This is a genomic window from Vibrio sp. SCSIO 43155 (assembly GCF_023716605.1).
Lineage (GTDB): Bacteria > Pseudomonadota > Gammaproteobacteria > Enterobacterales > Vibrionaceae > Vibrio > Vibrio harveyi.
Map to the genome: position 1 here is coordinate 190,469 of NZ_CP071853.1, position 16,282 is coordinate 206,750.

The following is a 16,282-nucleotide window of genomic DNA, read 5'->3' on the forward strand; positions in this document are numbered from 1 at the left end:
ACTCGTGAGAATTAAAATTCGCGAATGTCCAGCTCATTGTGGATCAATACCACACACTGAGAAGCGAACAGCATCTTAGGACCTAAGCTGATCTTCTCTGTGCCAAGGCGCTTTAAGCTGTTAAAAGACTTCTTCGGCATCGGAATATGGTCAGTTAGCAAGAAACATGGGTTTCCACCGATTTCTGCATCACGAACAAATTCACCTTTTTTATCCAACATATATAGTTGGTGATCTTCTGCCAGTTCTTGCACTAGGCGTTCAAAGCTGACTGTACGAACGGTGATACCAGGTTCGACTTCACGAAGCTGCTCTTTACCCATACCAACCGAAGCGTCTAAAGCGCGAGCCACCGCTGCAATCAAAGTTGACTCATGGAAGCCGCCAATGTTGGTTATGTCGTTGGAGCGAATGGTAATGGTACGTGAGAAATCTTTTGTGCTTTCTAAAACCAAGTACACAACCACATCTTCGCGGTGCGATTGAGCAACGAACATAGTGTTCATCATGGTATGAGCAAGAATCTCTGTATGCGCTTCATTACCAACACCTTCTAACAGTGCTTTGCTGGTGGTTGGCGCTGCGCGAGCTCGTAAAACAAAAGAGCGCATGAATTTAGCCTCTATATAGGAAGAGTGAATGCGCGGAAGTATATACCCAAGCAGGGAAGGGATGCGAGTTTAATAGCAAATGTGAACTTACTTACAAAGCTTCGATTGTCGTAAGGAGTGTGCTGGTTAGAATAGAGGCAACCTGTTAGGAGCGGTATATGGAAATCAAAAAAATAAACAAACAAGTCTATAGAAAGAAGGTCAACCTAGTGATTGGTGGCTTTGTTGCCTTGCTTGCGATCTCTTCTCTTGCTTTTAGTACTTTATTAATTGTCTTGTTCGGTAATACAGATGTAGTACCTGAACAATCGACGGGGAACTTTCATTGGAACTTAATTGGTGTTGTGCTCGCCTTAGCCACTTCACTGTCTTTGTTGAACCAATTCAAAACACGCCCTTATATGGAAGAAGTGTTGTATGTCTGGAAACTCAAGCAACTGCACAACAAGATCTTTCGTAAACTGAAAAGCATTAAAGCCGCTTCTGTTGAGCACGATGTAAAAGCGCTGACGATACTTAAGTTCTACTATACGACTCAAAGTCAGGTGTTTGAGTTAGACAACAACACATTAACGATGAGCAGTGTAAATAAAGAATTAGAGGCAATTGAACAAATAGAAGCGGCGCAATCACTGGATCTGGATATCGCTAGCTTTGAAGAGTCTTGGATAGACACATATTGATTGCCTATTTGCTACTTGAAGTTAACAACTAAGTGCTAAAAACAAGCGTTTGAGTGAGATTTCATCACTCAACGCTTTTTTTTAAGTTTTTTTCTAAAAAAGGGTTGCCAAGAAAAATCATCTCCCTATAATGCGCCTCCGTTGTCAGGGCAAAGCGGAAACGCAAAAGCGGTTGGCAATGAGGCGAAAGAAAAAGCTTCTAAAAATTAATTTAAAAAAAGTGTTTGACACTAAGAATTAATTCCTTAGAATACGCCTCCGCTTCGATAACAAAGCTTACGAAGCAAGCTCTTTAACAATATAGACCTATCAATCTGTGTGGGCACTCGTTGATGATAATCCAATTAGAAATTTCTCTTAATAAAGAGCGGTTTCAAATTAGGTTTCAATGAAACGAAGTGACCAATCAAGTCTTCGGACTTGGCACAGTCAATTCATTATCGTTCTGTTGGAACGATAATAGCTTTAAAATTACATTAGTAGTTTTGAAGTCAGTATTCATTGAGCCTCTCCCTATTTATTTAGGGAATCAAAAACTTTAAATTGAAGAGTTTGATCATGGCTCAGATTGAACGCTGGCGGCAGGCCTAACACATGCAAGTCGAGCGGAAACGAGTTATCTGAACCTTCGGGGGACGATAACGGCGTCGAGCGGCGGACGGGTGAGTAATGTCTAGGAAATTGCCCTGATGTGGGGGATAACCATTGGAAACGATGGCTAATACCGCATAATACCTACGGGTCAAAGAGGGGGACCTTCGGGCCTCTCGCGTCAGGATATGCCTAGGTGGGATTAGCTAGTTGGTGAGGTAATGGCTCACCAAGGCGACGATCCCTAGCTGGTCTGAGAGGATGATCAGCCACACTGGAACTGAGACACGGTCCAGACTCCTACGGGAGGCAGCAGTGGGGAATATTGCACAATGGGCGCAAGCCTGATGCAGCCATGCCGCGTGTGTGAAGAAGGCCTTCGGGTTGTAAAGCACTTTCAGTCGTGAGGAAGGTGGTAGTGTTAATAGCACTATCATTTGACGTTAGCGACAGAAGAAGCACCGGCTAACTCCGTGCCAGCAGCCGCGGTAATACGGAGGGTGCGAGCGTTAATCGGAATTACTGGGCGTAAAGCGCATGCAGGTGGTTTGTTAAGTCAGATGTGAAAGCCCGGGGCTCAACCTCGGAATAGCATTTGAAACTGGCAGACTAGAGTACTGTAGAGGGGGGTAGAATTTCAGGTGTAGCGGTGAAATGCGTAGAGATCTGAAGGAATACCGGTGGCGAAGGCGGCCCCCTGGACAGATACTGACACTCAGATGCGAAAGCGTGGGGAGCAAACAGGATTAGATACCCTGGTAGTCCACGCCGTAAACGATGTCTACTTGGAGGTTGTGGCCTTGAGCCGTGGCTTTCGGAGCTAACGCGTTAAGTAGACCGCCTGGGGAGTACGGTCGCAAGATTAAAACTCAAATGAATTGACGGGGGCCCGCACAAGCGGTGGAGCATGTGGTTTAATTCGATGCAACGCGAAGAACCTTACCTACTTTTGACATCCAGAGAACTTTCCAGAGATGGATTGGTGCCTTCGGGAACTCTGAGACAGGTGCTGCATGGCTGTCGTCAGCTCGTGTTGTGAAATGTTGGGTTAAGTCCCGCAACGAGCGCAACCCTTATCCTTGTTTGCCAGCACTTCGGGTGGGAACTCCAGGGAGACTGCCGGTGATAAACCGGAGGAAGGTGGGGACGACGTCAAGTCATCATGGCCCTTACGAGTAGGGCTACACACGTGCTACAATGGCGCATACAGAGGGCGGCCAACTTGCGAGAGTGAGCGAATCCCAAAAAGTGCGTCGTAGTCCGGATCGGAGTCTGCAACTCGACTCCGTGAAGTCGGAATCGCTAGTAATCGTGGATCAGAATGCCACGGTGAATACGTTCCCGGGCCTTGTACACACCGCCCGTCACACCATGGGAGTGGGCTGCAAAAGAAGTAGGTAGTTTAACCTTCGGGAGGACGCTTACCACTTTGTGGTTCATGACTGGGGTGAAGTCGTAACAAGGTAGCGCTAGGGGAACCTGGCGCTGGATCACCTCCTTATACGATGATTACTCACGATGAGTGTCCACACAGATTGATACGGTTTATAAAGTAAAGAGAGGAAGAGTTCCCAAACTCTTCAATCCAGTGTCCCGTTCGTCTAGAGGCCTAGGACACCGCCCTTTCACGGCGGTAACAGGGGTTCGACTCCCCTACGGGATACCATTGGGTCGTTAGCTCAGTTGGTAGAGCAGTTGACTTTTAATCAATTGGTCGCAGGTTCGAATCCTGCACGACCCACCATTTCTCGATGGGGCTATAGCTCAGCTGGGAGAGCGCCTGCCTTGCACGCAGGAGGTCTGCGGTTCGATCCCGCATAGCTCCACCATTCGAGACGTCTACCACGAGACGTAAAACTAATGTGGGCGATTAGCTCAGTTGGGAGAGCACCTGCCTTACAAGCAGGGGGTCACTGGTTCGAGCCCGGTATCGCCCACCATCTTTAAGCGCATTCGATGAGTGCTTTTAAAAATGGTTTCGAAAGAAATCTAGCTCTTTAACAATTTGGAAAGCTGACAAAACAAACTTTTAAGTTTGTTTGTAAAGTTCTCAATGTTTGTCTTTATGACAAACACCAACTGTTTGTTTTCATTTTTTAAAAATGAAAGTAAACGAGCACATTCAAGTGTTCTTGGGAATATCACTTTTAAGTGATTATTCGAAATTGAGTCCGGCAAAATCGAGTCTGCATCATGTATAAAAATTGCAGACAACTTTGGTGACTTGTTCATCAACTCGAAACTCCTTCGGGTTGTATGGTTAAGTGACTAAGCGTACACGGTGGATGCCTTGGCAGTCAGAGGCGATGAAGGACGTATTAACTTGCGATAAGCCCAGATTAGGTAGTAAAAACCATTTGAGTCTGGGATTTCCGAATGGGGAAACCCACTAGCATAAGCTAGTATCGCTGCGTGAATACATAGCGCAGCGAGGCGAACCGGGGGAACTGAAACATCTAAGTACCCCGAGGAAAAGAAATCAACCGAGATTCCGAAAGTAGCGGCGAGCGAAATTGGACTAGCCCTTAAGCTTTTTATGCGTCAGGTGAAACTTCTGGAAAGTTGTGCGATACAGGGTGATAGCCCCGTAACCGGCAACGCATTTAAAGTGAAATCGAGTAGGGCGGGACACGTGATATCCTGTCTGAATATGGGGGGACCATCCTCCAAGGCTAAATACTACTGACTGACCGATAGTGAACCAGTACCGTGAGGGAAAGGCGAAAAGAACCCCTGTGAGGGGAGTGAAATAGAACCTGAAACCGTGTACGTACAAGCAGTAGGAGCACCTTCGTGGTGTGACTGCGTACCTTTTGTATAATGGGTCAGCGACTTATATTCAGTGGCAAGGTTAACCATCTAGGGGAGCCGTAGGGAAACCGAGTCTTAACTGGGCGTTCAGTCTCTGGATATAGACCCGAAACCAGGTGATCTAGCCATGGGCAGGTTGAAGGTTGAGTAACATCAACTGGAGGACCGAACCGACTAATGTTGAAAAATTAGCGGATGACTTGTGGCTAGGGGTGAAAGGCCAATCAAACCTGGAGATAGCTGGTTCTCCCCGAAAGCTATTTAGGTAGCGCCTCGGACGAATACTACTGGGGGTAGAGCACTGTTAAGGCTAGGGGGTCATCCCGACTTACCAACCCTTTGCAAACTCCGAATACCAGTAAGTACTATCCGGGAGACACACGGCGGGTGCTAACGTCCGTCGTGGAGAGGGAAACAACCCAGACCGCCAGCTAAGGTCCCAAATTACTACTAAGTGGGAAACGATGTGGGAAGGCTCAGACAGCCAGGATGTTGGCTTAGAAGCAGCCATCATTTAAAGAAAGCGTAATAGCTCACTGGTCGAGTCGGCCTGCGCGGAAGATGTAACGGGGCTAAGTAGTAAACCGAAGCTGCGGCAATGCACTTTAGTGCATTGGGTAGGGGAGCGTTCTGTAAGCGGTTGAAGGTGTGTGGTAACGCATGCTGGACGTATCAGAAGTGCGAATGCTGACATGAGTAACGATAAAGGGGGTGAAAAACCTCCTCGCCGGAAGACCAAGGGTTCCTGTCCAACGTTAATCGGGGCAGGGTAAGTCGACCCCTAAGGCGAGGCCGAAAGGCGTAGTCGATGGGAAACGGGTTAATATTCCCGTACTTCTTACAATTGCGATGGGGGGACGGAGAAGGCTAGGTGGGCCTGGCGACGGTTGTCCAGGTTCAAGTGCGTAGGCTTAAGAGTTAGGTAAATCCGGCTCTTTTAAGGCTGAGACACGACGTCGAGCTACTACGGTAGTGAAGTCATTGATGCCATGCTTCCAGGAAAAGCCTCTAAGCTTCAGATTGTAAGGAATCGTACCCCAAACCGACACAGGTGGTCGGGTAGAGAATACCAAGGCGCTTGAGAGAACTCGGGTGAAGGAACTAGGCAAAATGGTACCGTAACTTCGGGAGAAGGTACGCTCTCGACGGTGAAGTCCCTCGCGGATGGAGCTATTGAGAGTCGCAGATACCAGGTGGCTGCAACTGTTTATTAAAAACACAGCACTGTGCAAAATCGTAAGATGACGTATACGGTGTGACGCCTGCCCGGTGCCGGAAGGTTAATTGATGGGGTTAGACTTCGGTCGAAGCTCTTGATCGAAGCCCCGGTAAACGGCGGCCGTAACTATAACGGTCCTAAGGTAGCGAAATTCCTTGTCGGGTAAGTTCCGACCTGCACGAATGGCGTAATGATGGCCACGCTGTCTCCACCCGAGACTCAGTGAAATTGAAATCGCTGTGAAGATGCAGTGTACCCGCGGCTAGACGGAAAGACCCCGTGAACCTTTACTACAGCTTGGCACTGAACATTGACCCTACATGTGTAGGATAGGTGGGAGGCTTTGAAGCACGGTCGCTAGATTGTGTGGAGCCGTCCTTGAAATACCACCCTTGTAGTGTTGATGTTCTAACGTTGACCCCTAATCGGGGTTGCGGACAGTGCCTGGTGGGTAGTTTGACTGGGGCGGTCTCCTCCCAAAGCGTAACGGAGGAGCACGAAGGTGGGCTAATCACGGTTGGACATCGTGAGGTTAGTGCAATGGCATAAGCCCGCTTGACTGCGAGAATGACGGTTCGAGCAGGTGCGAAAGCAGGTCATAGTGATCCGGTGGTTCTGAATGGAAGGGCCATCGCTCAACGGATAAAAGGTACTCCGGGGATAACAGGCTGATACCGCCCAAGAGTTCATATCGACGGCGGTGTTTGGCACCTCGATGTCGGCTCATCACATCCTGGGGCTGAAGTCGGTCCCAAGGGTATGGCTGTTCGCCATTTAAAGTGGTACGCGAGCTGGGTTTAGAACGTCGTGAGACAGTTCGGTCCCTATCTGCCGTGGGCGTTGGAAGATTGAAGGGGGCTGCTCCTAGTACGAGAGGACCGGAGTGGACGAACCTCTGGTGTTCGGGTTGTGTCGCCAGACGCATTGCCCGGTAGCTAAGTTCGGAATCGATAACCGCTGAAAGCATCTAAGCGGGAAGCGAGCCCTGAGATGAGTCTTCCCTGATACTTTAAGTATCCTAAAGGGTTGTTCGAGACTAGAACGTTGATAGGCAGGGTGTGTAAGCGTTGTGAGGCGTTGAGCTAACCTGTACTAATTGCCCGTGAGGCTTAACCATACAACACCCAAGGGGTTTTGATGGACTCAATGTAAGAACATTGAATGTGTGTAAGTAGAGCTTAAATCAGTTTTCCGAATTAAAGAATTTGCTTGGCGACCATAGCGATTTGGACCCACCTGACTTCCATTCCGAACTCAGAAGTGAAACGAATTAGCGCCGATGGTAGTGTGGGGCTTCCCCATGTGAGAGTAGGACATCGCCAGGCTTGCTTACTGTTTTTAGATTTTAAAAAATCTAAAGGCAAAACTGAGATTTAGCATTATTTAAGTAAGACTAAATTTTAGTAACAATTTGTGGAGAGATGGCTGAGTGGTTGAAAGCACCGGTCTTGAAAACCGGCATACGTTAATAGCGTATCTAGGGTTCAAATCCCTATCTCTCCGCCACTACATAGAAAGCCCGTTGAGAAATCAACGGGCTTTCGTCATTTCTGACGTTTGAGAATGAGACGGGATTTGCATCAAACCCCTAGTCAGTCGAGCCCTCGGTCTCAGAACGATTAAGAAGTCTCGCTAGAAATAGCGGGGCTTTTGTCGTTTTTAGTATTTGGAAATTAGCTAAAGCTTTGCCACTACGAGAATTTGAAAACGAACAGGTTGCAGTGTCACTCACTATCTATAATGGTGATTTTTCTAAGCTTAACTTTATGAATTTTAGGCACAAAAAAGCCCAAGCTAAGCAGCTTGGGCTTTTTAATATCTGTTGTTTAAAAGAGTGATTAGAACTCTTTCGGAGCAAAACCTGTCATTACGTCTAGGCGCAATTCTTTACCCACTTTTGTTAATGGGTGAACGATAACTAGACCACGAACACGCTTCTTAAGCTTACCAATGTCTGCTTGCTCAGCTTTTGTGATTTCACGAGAAAATGGCATATCAAGCAGGCTCTTACGCTCTTTGTTAAGTTCGTATGTTTGCTTGTGCTTAAGTTGGTTAAGTTTCTTCGTTAGATCGTCAACTTCATTCGTGAACTTAGTAATCATTTCATGATCACCACGAGAACGTGCCGCATCCAGTTTGCGTTGGCAAGTATCTAAACGGTTGTGCAGCTTTTGAATATCGGTTTTTATGCTCATGGTAATTGGACTCAAATTTTTAATGGTCGAGGAGTATAGCATAGCTGAAATTCAACGCTCTACTATACTGCTCGATCTATTGATTTAGTTGATCAGTTCATTACCTGACGCGTTGCCAGCAAAGAAAGCATCCACGTTATTTAAAGTCACTGAGGCAATGTTGTTTAGTGCTTCGTGAGTCAGGAAGGCTTGGTGTCCAGTGAACAACACGTTGTGACACGCGGATAGACGACGGAACACGTCATCAACAATGACATCGTTTGACTTGTCTTGGAAGAATAGGTCTTTTTCGTTGTCGTAAACATCTAAACCTAGTGCGCCAATTTTGCCTTGTTTCAGTGCTTCAATTGCGGCGACAGAATCAAGCAGTTCACCACGGCTGGTATTAATGATCATCACACCATCTTTCATCTGCGAGAATGCCTTCTCATTCAATAAATGATAGTTCTCTTCGCTCATTGGACAGTGTAGCGAAATGACATCTGCGTTCGCATAGATCTCTTCAAGAGAGCAGTAGCGAGCGCCCATTTCCAATGCTAGAGGGTTTTCATATGGGTCGTAGCAGAGCAGCTCCATGCCTAAACCTTTAAAGATACGCATGGTTGCAATGCCAATCTTGCCTGTACCCACAACGCCAACGGTTTTGCCATGGAAGTTGAAGCCAACCAAGCCTTCCAGGTTGAAGTTTGCATCACGCGTGCGCTGGTAGGCTTTGTGTAGGCGTCGATTTAAACACATCATCATACCGACAGTATGCTCAGCGACAGCTTCTGGGGAATATGCAGGGACGCGCACTACTTGAAGTCCAAGCTCCTTTGCTGCTTCTAAATCGACTTTGTCGAAGCCTGCGCATCGCATCGCGATTAATCTGGTCCCACCAAGAGAAAGCTGTTTAAGTACTGGTGCGGATAAATCATCATTTACAAACGCACATACGACTTCACAGCCCTGAGCCATTTTTGCGGTTTTTGAAGTTAATCTAAAATCATGGTAGTGAAATTCGAAGTCTCGATGGTTTTTAATTTTATTGAAAGACGCTTCGTCGTAGGATTTCGCACTGAAAAAAGCAATGTTGAGCATAATACCCTCTCTATTTGTGCTGAATTTATAAAGTAATCTCCTTATAAAGTAATCCAAGTTAGTCATAATGAGTAGTGAAATTTGCACATATTAAGTTTGCTTTAGTATTACCTTGTGACTAGCATGGTTGCTCTTTTTTATGTTCCCTTAGAATGGGTGAGTTAGGCGTTCTGGCGATGTCAGTAAAATGGTTGTCTTTAATCTTGTGTTGTTCTTTTGTTCCTTTTACACAGGCTGCTGTGGACTTGGTCAAAGTGGACAAATCAAAACGCAGAATGTACCTAATGGACAATGGCGAAGTGGTTAAAGAATATCGGATTGCGTTAGGGGCTAATCCGAAAGGGCACAAGCAGGAAGAAGGGGATAACAGGACTCCAGAAGGTGACTACACTCTAGATTATGTGATTAACGATTCTGCTTTCTATCGCTCTGTCCACATCAGTTATCCAGATGTAATTGATCGCTTGGAAGCGCACCGAAGAGGTGTCTCTCCGGGCGGAGAGATCAAGATTCATGGCCTCAAAAATGGCGAGACACAGTCCCCTCAGTTTATCCAGAGCTTTGATTGGACCAATGGGTGTATCGCCATCACCAATGAAGAGATGGATGAGTTTATAAAGCTAGTTAAAATGGGAACGCCAATCACCATTGAGTGGTAATGGAGCGCCTAGTTTCAACCCTATTCTTGAGACATAAAGCGGCTTGGAAGATGCCATCTAGCGCCGGCAAGTGTTTCAACTTGTTTGGGTTATTCACTGTATAGCACATTACCTTATATCCGGCTTGCTGCAGCTTCTTAATTTGACGGGAACGAACCCAGTTAATATTGAGGTTGCAACTGTATGCGTTGACTTCTTCTAACAGTAGCCCGTCTTTACGGGTAAAGAACTCACTTAGCACACCCAATCTGTAGCCTTCACAGTGCTTGTATAGCGCTCTTATCACGTCGTGACTAAAGCTCGACAAAAGGATAAATTCTTTGGTCAATGGTCCTTCAGAAAGGGTTTTAGCGACTATCTTCGCGACATCCTCTGCTGAATGGTGGTCAACTTTCACTTCGATATTAAGATTTAGGTTGTTTTTCGCAGCGAGCCCCAGCAACTCTGACAGCGTCATGATCGATTCATTGCTGAACTCTGTACTGAGCCAACCACCAAAATCTAACGTTTTTAGCTCAGCTAAAGTCATTTGATCAACACGACCTTTGCCGTTGCTGCAGCGGTTTACTGTGTGATCATGACATACCACTAGTACATTGTCTTTGGTGGGTTGTACATCAACTTCAACCCAATCAAGACCCAAATCTATAGCGGCTTGAATACTGACTTTGGTGTTTTCTGGGTACTTGCCTGCCACTCCTCGGTGACCAATCAATAGCGTTGTCATATACGTCTATTCTCAATTAGAAACTGCAAAGAATTGTACTCCTTTTTTGTACCTGCAATAGAGTTTAAATGTATGAAGTGATTAAATGATGGTTATTGATGCATATATAAAGAAGAAATTTCCATCATTTAAACGTCATTAAGTCGAGAAAGGCTAGCTTAGGTAGGTATTCTGGGTAACATAAAGTGATTGGACTTTTATGCTCTTACTGCCCAAGTTTTTAGTGGGAACGCAAAGTGAGGGCATAACTTTTATTATCAGGGAGAGAAGTATGAAAATTGGTGTAATTGGCGCAGGTGCCGTTGGTGTTGGAGTATGTAATTACTTACTGACCATGGGCAGTGTAAGTGAGTTGGTTCTATTGGACCAAAACTTAGAGCGTGCTGAAGGGGAAGTCTTCGATTTCCGTCATACCACTGCACTGACCTTCTCGAAAAACACTCACATCATTCCTACTGACGACTATCTCGATCTTCTCGGCGCTGATATTGTCGTAATCACTGCGGGAGCGCAGATTAAGCAAGGTCAGACGCGAATTGATATTGCAGAAATCAATGCCAAGATAGGTGTTGAGATTGCACGTAAAGTCGAACGAGTAGCCCCAAATGCAACCCTCATTGTTGTATCTAACCCTTGTGATATTGTCGCGCACTTTATTGCAACCAATACAGGCTTTGAGAATAGCAAAGTGATCAGTAGTGGCTGCGTGATCGATACTGCGCGCTTGATGAGCATTGTTGCCAATCGCGTGGATTTGGACCCGAAGAACATCTTTGGTTATGTTCTCGGTGAGCATGGTAGCAATTGTTTTACGCCAAAGAGTTTGATTTCAATTGCAGGACAACCTGCAGATTTCTATTGCGATGCCAATAATGTAGAGCGTATCGATGCAGACGAATTGCTCGAAGCTGTGAAGCAAGCTGGGTATGAGATTTTCCGTCGTAAACAAAATACCGTTCATGGGATCGCTGCAAGTGTGTTTCGTATTATTCAGGCAATCAAGATCAATGAACGATCAGTTTTGCCTGTAGGGACCATGATGACGGGTCAATATGGTGTTAATGGCGTGGTATTGAGTTTGCCTACTGTTGTTGGCAAGAAAGGTGCAGAGTCAGTACTCACTCATCCATTTACACAAGAAGAGCTAGATACACTTCATTCGATTAGTATCAACTTACGAGGCATCGTTGAAGATGTCGCCAAAGTAACAGGTTTAAAGTGTTGATTTAAATAATTAAAAAATCAGCATTTCTTGCGATAAAAGCCGACTGAAAAGTGGGCTTTTTTTATGTCCAGTTTTCGTACAGAAACCTTAGAATCTATGGTTGTTTAATCTGCAAATGAGTAATAGAATGCGAACCATTTTTATTTGAGTTGGTATTGGTAATGTCCCGAGTTCTTATCGTAGATGACGATGTTCCGTTGTGTGAATTATTGGAGGCGGTGTTACAAGAAGAGGGTTACACCGTTTCATCTGTCCATTGTGGGGAAAGCGCTTTGCAATACATGGAGAAGACGCCGGTTGATCTTGTTCTTCTCGATGTCATGCTACCAAATCTAAATGGTATGCAAGTTGCGCGTCGTATCTGTCAACGTTTCGCGACGCCGATCCTCATGCTAACGGCATTAAATGATGAGAACTCGATGCTAGATGGCTACCAAGCAGGCGCAGATCAGTACATCGGCAAGCCCTTTAATGTACCTGAATTGTTGATGCGCATTAAAGCAATTCTTCGTCGCGTAGGATTAGAACGTCAAAGACAAGCTATGTGCTGCACAGTACAAAGTATCAGTGATCAGCTGAACAGTTTGCCGCTGACAGGTACTGAAGCAGAGTTACTTTGCTATTTGGTAAAAAACCAAGGCGTTGTGATTTCTAAAGCCGAATTGCAAACCGAGGTTTTGAAGAAAGAGCTAAGTCCGTTTGATCGCAACTTAGACATGCACATCAGTAATATTCGTCGTAAATTGGTGGAAGCGGGATTGTCCAAACAGCACATTAAAACGTTTCGTGGAAAAGGTTATAGCTACCTAGAGGCTGTGACGAATTAATGAAATTTGTGTGCCCATCCTATATAGCCAAGCGTCGAGATAGTCTGGCTTTTAAGCTATTTACTTACATGACGGCGATCGTCATCAGTATCCTTGCTGTACAAGCTGTCGCTGAGCAAGCCTTAGTAAAAGCAATGCTAAAAGTACCAGCGAGCGTAAAAGCAGAAATGTTGGACTTAGCGCATCAAGCCAATGTTTTGATCGAAGACGGAGATATGGATGAGCTTGCGGATTGGGCGAATGCACAACACTTTTACTTATTCGTGTTAGGCGAAAATCAACACCCACTTACCCATCGCCTGATGCACCCTCATTTTGAGTTCAAACTTAAGTTTAAAAGACGTTTAGATGAACAACTAGAAGGCAGAGTTAGCCGCCCAATTTTCAGTATTCCTCTTGTGGGCAACAACAGTTTGGTCATCCAACTGCCTCATCGTTTACACCCAGCTCATGACTTTATTCTCTACTTTTCGATACTGAAAGTTGTGATTGCAGCGGTCATTCTGGCGCTGTTTTCTCTATTAATGGCAAGGAACTTACAGCAACCTTTAGACCGACTTCGTGAGGCGAGTAAGAGGCTATCAAATGGTGATTTTACTGTCAGTGTGGTTGATGAACTGAAATCAAACACACGAGAATTTAATGAACTGGCGCAAGACTTCGATCATATGACCAAGGAGATCCACTCTTTGGCTGAGAAACAGCGTCGATTAATACGTGATGTTTCACATGAACTTCGTACACCATTGGCGCGACAGAACTTGGTGTTACATCTGTTGCGAAAGCGTGTGGGTGAGAGTGAGCAAAGCCTTGTCACTCGCATGGAAGAAGAAGCAAATGAACTTAATCACTTGATTGGTGAGATACTCGAAATCAGCCGATTGGAGAACGCTCGCTACGATACTGAGATGAAACGTAGCGACTTAGAAGTTCTGCTTGCTCCTCAGGTTGAGCGTTGCAAGATCGACCTAAAAGCTCAACAAACTCTTACTTTTAAATCGGACGCGACAAGGACAAAAGCCCAGTGTGACGACACTTTAGTCGTGCGCTGTTTGAACAACTTGATTGGTAACGCGATCAAGTATGCGGGCGACTCTGCGCAGATTAATGTGTGCTTAACAAATAAATCCACCGATAAGCACCACTACTTAGCTGTGACCATTGCTGATAATGGTCCGGGTATTCCACAGGATAAATTGTCCGACATCTTTGACCCATTTACTCGATTGGATGCTTCCAGAGACAAAAAGCTTGGTGGCTATGGTCTTGGGCTCGCAATAGTAAAAGAATCGATGCGAATGATGGGAGGAAAAGCCATCGCCACAAACCGAGTGGATGGTGGGTTGAGTGTAACATTGTTGTTTAGGCAATAGATCGCTCGCGGCTATTCGTGATTTAGATCACATTCGAACAAAGTATTACTCTCATGCCCTTTACAAAAGTTTACGAATGCAAAGAATGTAAATTTAATGCAAATGGTAATGGTTATCACTTATATTCTCTCGCAAAATAAGTAGAAGGGAATCACATAGCACCTATGTGTAACCCAACATTTTGGAGTGAATGTGCATGTTTTCTAAAAGCCAACTGGCGTTAGTGATTGGGGCGGTGTTAGCAGCACCTGCCGTGGCGGAAGTTCAAAAAGCGGATGAGCACCTTGTTGTTGAAGGTCGCGAGTTTGGTTACAAAGCTGATACCAATACAACAGCAATGCGTATGGAAATGACGCAACTGGAGACCCCAGGACAAGTTGCTGTGATTGATGAAGCGGTTATTGATGAGCAGCGTGCAAGCACGTTAGGTGAAGTGCTAAAAAATGACGCGAGTGTTAGTGCCGGTGGTACGAGTCGTAACCGTGAGCGTTTCTCATTGCGCGGTTTTGAACTTAGCAGTTCTGACGGCTTTTTACGTGATGGTCGTCAGCACTGGTCACACTACCGTCAGCCAATTGAGCTTTTAGAGCGTGTAGAGATACTTAAAGGTCCATCAGGTCTACTTTACGGCAAATCTGAGCCAGGTGGTCTTGTGAACATGGTTTCTAAGAAGCCAACAACAGAAACACAAGTTAGCTTGAGCCAAGATATTGGTTCAAACGATCACTCACGCACTGTTTTAGATGTGAGTGGTGCACTGAATGAAGAAGAGACATTGCGTGCGCGCGCAATTCTTGCAAAAGAGAGTTACGGCTCTTGGCGTAAGTATGGTGATGGCACAGAGCCACAAACTGACCGAGTTGTCGGTGGTCTGGTTGTTGAATACGACATTACCGAAAACGTGATGGTTTCTGCTCATTATGACAGGACTAAAGATGAAGGCAGTGTGGATTCTGGTGCTTACATTGTAGACGGTAAGCCTGTGCTTGGAGACAAGTATATTTGGGATGCGCAATGGTCGAAGATTGATAACGATGTAGAAAACTACGGTATCGATATTAATGCGCAAGTCGCGGATAACGTAAACGTCAAAGCAGGATACAACCGTCAAGATTTCAAGCGTTTTGATGTGGAGTCTTACCCTAAGTTTGACGACTATGAAGAAAAAAATGTGATTAAGCACAAAGGGAATGATCGTTCAGACAATTGGGTGTTTGATACTGCGTATGTAGACGTTACGACTGACTTCTCTTTGCTTGATACTGATAACACACTTTTAATTGGTGCAAACTACCTAGATTACAGTTATGACCGCTTTATGGCATTCCACCAAGAGTCTAGTGTCCAGCCGGGTCAAACGGTGCCAAAGCCAGGGTATCGTAGCTCGAAAAAATGGCCGACTAGCGAGCATGATACATGGGGTATCTACGCGCAAAATATGATGACAATTAACGATTACTGGCAGGTACTTGCAGGTGTTCGCTACGATGAAAAGCGCAGCGATACATTAACTGAGAGCCAAGTATCACCAAAGCTAGGCGTTATCTTTCATCCTGCGAGTAATGGTTCAATCTATGTTCAGTACTCTGAAAGCTTCATGCCACAAGGTGCTGTGGCTGACTCTGACTTTACCAATGATGGAGAAGAACTAGAGGCTGAGCGTGGTATTTCTTATGAAGTGGGTACTAAGTGGGAACTGTTTGATGAGCGTTTATTCTTAACCGGTGCGCTGTTTGACATCACATTGGAAAATGTACGATTAGATATCGTCGATCCTAACGACTCAAAAAAACAGATTGCTACTCAAGATGGTGAGCAAGTGCACCGAGGCGCTGAAATCTTAGCGCAAGGATTTGTTACAGATAAGCTTTCGTTAACTGCTTCTGCAATGTACCTAGATGCAGAGATTACAGAAAGTGCAAAACTAAAAGGCAATCGCCCAGCTGATGTGCCTGAGCTTTCTGCAAGCGTCTGGTCTAGCTACAAGGTCCAAGACAACACGAATGTAAACTTGGGCGTGATTTATGAGGGTGAGCGCTACGGTGACGCAGCGAACACGTTTAAGAAAGATGGGTATGCGCGTGTTGATATGGGCGTGGCGTACACACACAAGTATGATGAGAACTTAGATATTGTGGCCCGATTCAATGTTGAAAACGTGTTTGATACTGAATACCTAGCTGGTGGCGGTAGTACGAACCCGGACAACTATGATGGTGCAACAAATGTAGTGATAGGCGAAGGTCGAAACTACATGGCAACAATTCAGTTCAAGTACTGA

General features: G+C 45.5%; 10 protein-coding genes, 5 tRNA genes and 3 rRNA genes. 14 read left to right on the forward strand and 4 right to left on the reverse strand.

Annotated elements, in window-relative coordinates:
• Positions 1-11: 11 nt before the first annotated feature.
• A complete protein-coding gene (gene trmY / locus J4N44_RS17880) occupies positions 12-611 on the reverse strand; it encodes a tRNA (pseudouridine(54)-N(1))-methyltransferase TrmY (RefSeq protein WP_069687981.1) in 600 nt (199 codons plus the stop codon).
• 158 nt (positions 612-769) lie between these two features.
• Between trmY and J4N44_RS17885 the strand changes: the two genes are divergently transcribed.
• The 9 genes from J4N44_RS17885 (at position 770) to J4N44_RS17925 (ending at position 7,421) form a co-directional block, all read left to right on the forward strand.
• Positions 770-1,294: a DUF3087 domain-containing protein gene (locus tag J4N44_RS17885; protein ID WP_069687982.1), complete on the forward strand. Its 525-nt coding sequence runs from the start codon at positions 770-772 to the stop codon at positions 1,292-1,294.
• A 540-nt stretch (positions 1,295-1,834) separates the two neighbouring features.
• Positions 1,835-3,386 (forward strand): 16S ribosomal RNA (locus J4N44_RS17890).
• A gap of 89 nt (positions 3,387-3,475) precedes the next feature.
• Positions 3,476-3,551: transfer RNA gene (locus tag J4N44_RS17895), tRNA-Glu, on the forward strand.
• A 2-nt stretch (positions 3,552-3,553) separates the two neighbouring features.
• Positions 3,554-3,629, forward strand: a tRNA-Lys gene (locus tag J4N44_RS17900).
• 9 nt (positions 3,630-3,638) lie between these two features.
• A tRNA-Ala gene (locus J4N44_RS17905) sits at positions 3,639-3,714 on the forward strand.
• A 35-nt stretch (positions 3,715-3,749) separates the two neighbouring features.
• Positions 3,750-3,825, forward strand: a tRNA-Val gene (locus J4N44_RS17910).
• Positions 3,826-4,143: 318 nt separating this feature from the next.
• Positions 4,144-7,032: ribosomal RNA gene (locus J4N44_RS17915) — 23S ribosomal RNA — on the forward strand.
• Positions 7,033-7,123: 91 nt separating this feature from the next.
• Positions 7,124-7,240: ribosomal RNA gene (gene rrf, locus J4N44_RS17920) — 5S ribosomal RNA — on the forward strand.
• Together the 16S, 23S and 5S rRNA genes with 5 tRNA genes alongside form the textbook arrangement of a ribosomal RNA operon.
• A gap of 90 nt (positions 7,241-7,330) precedes the next feature.
• Positions 7,331-7,421, forward strand: a tRNA-Ser gene (locus J4N44_RS17925).
• 332 nt (positions 7,422-7,753) lie between these two features.
• On the opposite strand, the gene J4N44_RS17930 is transcribed toward J4N44_RS17925, so the two are convergent.
• Both J4N44_RS17930 and J4N44_RS17935 read right to left on the reverse strand, forming a co-directional pair.
• Entirely contained in the window at positions 7,754-8,110 is a 357-nt protein-coding gene (locus J4N44_RS17930; protein WP_005530256.1) for a YibL family ribosome-associated protein, read from the reverse strand.
• A gap of 84 nt (positions 8,111-8,194) precedes the next feature.
• Positions 8,195-9,190: a 2-hydroxyacid dehydrogenase gene (locus tag J4N44_RS17935; protein WP_009703609.1), complete on the reverse strand. Its 996-nt coding sequence runs from the start codon at positions 9,188-9,190 to the stop codon at positions 8,195-8,197.
• A 176-nt stretch (positions 9,191-9,366) separates the two neighbouring features.
• On the opposite strand from J4N44_RS17935, the gene J4N44_RS17940 reads away from it, so the two are divergent.
• Positions 9,367-9,849, forward strand: coding sequence for a L,D-transpeptidase family protein (locus J4N44_RS17940; protein WP_005453241.1), 483 nt, complete (start codon positions 9,367-9,369; stop codon positions 9,847-9,849).
• On the opposite strand, the gene J4N44_RS17945 is transcribed toward J4N44_RS17940, so the two are convergent.
• Entirely contained in the window at positions 9,833-10,576 is a 744-nt protein-coding gene (locus tag J4N44_RS17945) for a glycerophosphodiester phosphodiesterase family protein (protein WP_252045548.1), read from the reverse strand. The genes J4N44_RS17940 and J4N44_RS17945 overlap by 17 nt on opposite strands.
• 271 nt (positions 10,577-10,847) lie before the next feature.
• On the opposite strand from J4N44_RS17945, the gene J4N44_RS17950 reads away from it, so the two are divergent.
• From J4N44_RS17950 to J4N44_RS17965, 4 genes are all read left to right on the forward strand, one after another.
• Positions 10,848-11,801, forward strand: a complete 954-nt coding sequence (locus tag J4N44_RS17950; protein ID WP_009702515.1) for a lactate/malate family dehydrogenase — start codon at positions 10,848-10,850, stop codon at positions 11,799-11,801.
• 161 nt (positions 11,802-11,962) lie between these two features.
• A complete protein-coding gene (locus J4N44_RS17955; RefSeq protein ID WP_005453247.1) occupies positions 11,963-12,628 on the forward strand; it encodes a response regulator transcription factor in 666 nt (221 codons plus the stop codon).
• Positions 12,628-14,001, forward strand: a complete 1,374-nt coding sequence (locus J4N44_RS17960) for a sensor histidine kinase (protein WP_252045549.1) — start codon at positions 12,628-12,630, stop codon at positions 13,999-14,001. The genes J4N44_RS17955 and J4N44_RS17960 overlap by 1 nt, the downstream gene beginning before the upstream one ends.
• A 196-nt stretch (positions 14,002-14,197) precedes the next feature.
• Positions 14,198-16,282 carry a TonB-dependent siderophore receptor gene (locus tag J4N44_RS17965; RefSeq protein ID WP_017188519.1) on the forward strand — a complete coding sequence of 695 codons (2,085 nt, stop codon included), beginning with the start codon at positions 14,198-14,200 and terminating at the stop codon, positions 16,280-16,282.